General features: G+C 59.8%; 2 protein-coding genes and 1 pseudogene. All 3 read left to right on the top strand.

Annotated elements, in window-relative coordinates:
- A partial coding sequence (locus K359_RS56555) for a transposase (RefSeq protein ID WP_156929137.1) occupies positions 1-483 on the top strand: 483 nt, incomplete at its 5' end.
- Positions 473-641, top strand: a pseudogene (locus K359_RS60740) (IS110 family transposase); the annotation flags it as partial. The gene K359_RS56555 and the pseudogene K359_RS60740, both read left to right, overlap by 11 nt.
- Positions 642-1,132: 491 nt before the next feature.
- Positions 1,133-2,609 (top strand): group II intron reverse transcriptase/maturase (ltrA, locus tag K359_RS56550; protein ID WP_245284958.1); only part of this gene is annotated, 1,477 nt, incomplete at its 3' end.

Below are 2,609 nucleotides of genomic sequence, written 5' to 3'. Positions count from 1 at the left end.
TACGCCATCGAAGCCATGGTCCGCGGCTCATCGCCGGACATCCGGCTGGCCGCGCGCAAGGAGCACTCGCTGCCCATCATAGCCGCGTTAAAGCCTTGGTTCGAGAAGCAGCTGTCGATGATCTCCAGCGGTTCGACGCTCGCCGAGGACATCCGCTACGCGCTCAATCACTGGCAAGGGCTGACCCGCTTCCTCGAAGACGGGCGCTTCGAGCTCGACACGAACCCTGTCGAGAACGCCATCCGGCCAGTCTGCCTGACCAGAAAAAATGCTCTCTTCGCCGGGCATGAGGTCGGGGCTGAAAATTGGGCCTTGCTTGCCTCGATCGTTGCCACCTGCAAGCTCAACGACGTCAACCCGGCCGCCTACATCGCCGAAACACTCGAAGCCATTATCGACGGCCATCCCCATAGCAGAATCGAAGACCTCATGCCGTGGCGATTCCGCAAAGCGTCAAGCCTGCGGCCATACGGTGGCGGCTAAGCGCTTACCGACGATCGCAGGTGCTGCCATTCTTTCGAGCGCTCCCCTCTTGCCTGGTCGGCATGGAGGCTTGTGCGAGTGCACATCATTGGGCGCGCGAAATCGCGGCGCTGGGGCATTCGGTCCGCATGATGCCACCGGCCTATGTGAAGCCTTATGGTGCGCCCCGACGGCGCGCATTACCAGTGGAGGAAGGATCCACCCAGAGAATTGTCGATTGATCTGGTAGCTGACGAGCGGTTTGGACGAGCAATCGGACGGATCGAAGCCTCGTGACAAAGGTCGCTTTTGGCGGCCGAGCAATCCAGCGGCCCGTAACGTGAGTGAAGCCTGAGCACGCCTCGAAAGTTACGATGTGAATGCCGACCCGATCGTATGGCGGGGAAGGCCGCGCTGACAGGGAAGCAATCGACGCATGCACCTGTCCGGTTCACCGGGGTAATGGGCACGGCACGCCGGAAAGGTAGTGCGGGTAATCGGGGGAGACCCGTCTTGGTCGAAGGTCGCGCCTTCAGCATCGAGTAGTCGATGGACCGGACGGGAGTCGGACAGGGTCGTAGTACTGATGAAACCGGGTAATTCCGGCGGAGGAAAGGACCCTGACTTCAGGTGCGCTTTTGAAGATGGCGAGGGAATGGGTCGATTGGCGATGAGCCTACAAACGCCCGATAAGATCAGGAGCCTTCAGAGAAAGCTTTATTGCAAGGCGAAGGCGGAGCCTGCCTTCCGTTTCTATGTGCTGTACGACAAGATCTGCCGCGAGGACATTCTGAGCCATGCCTACAAGCTGGCCCGCGCCAACGCGGGTGCGCCAGGAGTGGACGGAATAACTTTCGAGCAAATCGACGCGTCGGGACTCGAAGCATGGTTGGCCGGCCTGCGCGATGAACTCGTCACGAAGACTTACCGGCCCGATCCGGTGCGGCGGGTGATGATCCCGAAGCCCGGCGGCGGCGAACGTCCACTCGGTATGCCAACAATCCGGGACCGGGTCGTCCAAGCTGCCGCAAAGATCGTGCTGGAACCGATCTTCGAGGCGGATTTTGAGGACGGTGCTTATGGATATCGCCCGCGTCGTAACGCGGTCGATGCAGTCAAGGAAGTGCACCGGCTTGTGTGCCGGGGCTACACGGACGTTGTTGACGCCGATCTGTCGAAATACTTCGACACGATCCCGCATTCGGACCTCCTCAAATCGGTGGCCCGACGCATCGTTGACCGGAATGTGCTGCGGCTGATTAAGTTATGGCTGCGAGTACCGGTCGAGGAGCGGGATAGCGACGGGAAACGGTGCATGAGCGGCGGTAAGAGCAACAAGCGTGGCACGCCACAGGGCGGTGTCATCAGTCCGCTGCTCTCCGTCATCTACATGAACCGGTTCCTGAAACATTGGCGTCTCAGCGGTCGGCGTGAAGCATTCCATGCCCAGGTTATCTCCTATGCCGACGACTTCGTCATTCTCAGCCGCGGCCACGCGGAGGAAGCATTGACGTGGACGAAAGCGGTGATGACCAAGCTTGGGTTGACGCTCAACGAGACTAAAACCTCGGTGAAGAATGCCCGATTGGAAAGCTTTGACTTCCTTGGGTACACGCTCGGACCCCGCCGCTTCCGCAATGGGGGACGGTGGTATCTTGGCGCGGCTCCGTCCAAGAAAAGCGTGCTGCGGATCAAGAGGAAGGTCAGCGTACTGCTGACGCCGGGCAACAAGGGCGCTTGGCCCGAAGTACAAGCACGACTGAACCGCCTTCTGCGCGGCTGGTCCGCTTACTTCAGCTATGGCTCTCTTGCTACGGCTCATCAGGCCGTTGATCGACACGTCTTCGACCGCGTGCTCGCCTTTCTGCGCAGACGACATAAGACGCCAGGACGTGGCGTCAGACGGTTCTCTGATCAGATCCATGGGAACCCTGGCGTACTTGAACCGCGTGCGCAAAGTGTCGCCGACGTGCGCCTTGTGACAAAACCTGTCGGAAAGCCGGATGCGGGAAAACTGCACGTCCGGTTTGATGAGCGGGGAGAGGAAACGGAACGCGCAACAAGCGCATCACCGCGCCTCTCCTCGACTCTACTCAAACGAAATAAGACCGACATGGCTGATGCAGAAGCCATTTGTGAGGCTGTCA

The organism is Bradyrhizobium sp. th-b2 (genome assembly GCF_000426785.1).
Taxonomy (GTDB): Bacteria; Pseudomonadota; Alphaproteobacteria; order Rhizobiales; family Xanthobacteraceae; genus Bradyrhizobium; species Bradyrhizobium septentrionale.
Note: the sequence above shows the minus strand (reverse complement) of the source record. Positions and strands in the feature narration are given on the sequence as shown.